A 1,901-nucleotide genomic window follows, 5' to 3' on the forward strand; every position below is an offset into this window, starting at 1 on the left:
GACACTGACAATGTGGCCGCCAGCAAACCCGATACGATCTTTATCATTTCTTCTCCTTGAAGGGGTGGTTGACGTCCCTTATGACTTTAAAACGATTTAATCGCGTTGTGGTTCCGTCTGCGCTTCAAGGGAATGCGAACTTTATATGCTGTACATTCCGGCAAGCTGTCGCTTGGAATTATTTTTATGCGTGCCCAATACTCTGGGAGAAGCGAAATGACCGTTAATGGTGCGGCGGAGTTAAAACGGCTTTCACGACTTAAGAGTGCGACGACTATTGCTGCCAACACGACCCCGAACGTCACTTCGGGTACAGGACGACAAATTGCACTTGCGATGCGAGATTCTCGTCACTCGGTGCGAGCGCTGAGCCGCCGGCGCGACTGGCATCGGCTGTTCAGCTAAGAGAGGCCGGCTGGAGAAGCGGCAGCGGAGCGAAGCGGCAGCGAGTGGTTCCACGGCTGGCGGAACTGGCCCGAATGTCGTGCAAAGGCTACGCCGCCCGCGGTATGCGTGAGGTGAACGTCGCCCTGGTCACCGACACGCTGGTGCCGCCGGCGTCGCTGATGATCTCCACTTTGGCCTCGAGCTGCTTGACCAGCGCCTCGATAATGGCGGTTCCGAGGCCCCCGCTTGGCGCCTCGACGGCGGCTTTGCCGGCTCCATTGTCCGAGACCGTCAGCTTCCAGTCGCTGCCATCGGTCTCGTAGGTCACCTGGATCAACGCCTTCGCCTTCTCCAAAGGGAAGGCATATTTGATCGCGTTGAGGACAAGCTCGGTGACTATCAGGCCGAGACTCACCGCCTTCTGCGAGTCTATCCTGGCGCCCTGCGCCGTGACGTTGACCTTGATCGGCTGGGCATCCCCGACCATCGACGATGCCAGGCTGCTGCACAGTTTCGGCAAATAGGAGCCGACATCGATCTCGTCGATACCCGCCGAGGTATGGAGATGACGCTGCACTTCAGCCACCGACAGCACCCGCTGATGGGCATCCCTCAGGTGCTGGCGGCTCTCCTCCGAGGAGACCGAGCGCGCCTTCAGCAGCAGGATGCTGGCGATGATCTGCAGGCTGTTGGCAACCCGGTGCTCCATCTCGCGCAGCAGCACATCCTTTTGACGCAGCAGGTCCTCGGTGCGGCCGAAAAGCTCTTCCTTCTCCCGCTCGATGACGCGGCGCGCCGTTATGTCGTTGAAGGCGAGCAGGATGGTGACGGCCGAACTGTGGTCGTAGAGCACCTTGCGCGCGTTGAGCAGCATCGTGCGCTGGCCGATATTGGGGAAATCACACTCGACCTCGAAGCCGTCCATCGCGGTCTTCTCAGGGATGATGGTCTCCAGGAGCAGGCGCAGTGCCGGGATGTCCCATTGGCCGTCGCCGAGCGCATAGAGCAGGGCGCCGTTTGTCTCTTCGGGGTCGACCTTGAAAGTCTGATAGAAGGAGCGGCTGGCCGCCAGCACATGAAACTGCTCATCGAGCACGAGGAAGGGCTCGGCAATCGTGTTGACGATCGCCTGCGCCAGCGTCTGCGCGTCTTCGATATTGGCGATAGGATGGAACAAGGCTTGTGGCCGATCTGGAGGCGCTCTGCCTCCGCTCGGAAACATCGCTATACTATTGCCGGACCTATGTCGCGAAATGAATCGAGCTGACGCATCACCACAAATTGCCCGTCCGGCTTTCCTGTTGGGGCTGGCAAGCGCGTCGTCGGGCTGCCCATGCGCGAAGATGCAACAGTTGCACGCCAGCTAAATATCCTTGATCATGGCAGTGGCAGTGTGGAGGCATCAAGTGGCGGCCAATCGTCGAACCGGCACGCAGCCGTCGGAACCCGGGCTAGCTGGCATACTTTCCGCTGCTAACGTCCACCCGCGCATGGCATTGCCCACCGTCGCTACC

The 1,901-nt window shown here is 59.9% G+C and carries 1 protein-coding gene; it reads right to left on the minus strand.

All coding sequences use genetic code 11. The features are described 5' to 3' along the window. Positions 1-493: 493 nt before the first annotated feature. Complete coding sequence (locus EN925_RS34090) at positions 494-1,564, minus strand: histidine kinase dimerization/phosphoacceptor domain -containing protein (RefSeq protein WP_127366959.1); 1,071 nt, start codon at positions 1,562-1,564, stop codon at positions 494-496. Positions 1,565-1,901: the final 337 nt, after the last annotated feature.

Source organism: Mesorhizobium sp. M7A.F.Ca.US.006.04.2.1 (assembly GCF_004022915.1).
GTDB classification, from domain to species: Bacteria; Pseudomonadota; Alphaproteobacteria; order Rhizobiales; family Rhizobiaceae; genus Mesorhizobium; species Mesorhizobium ciceri.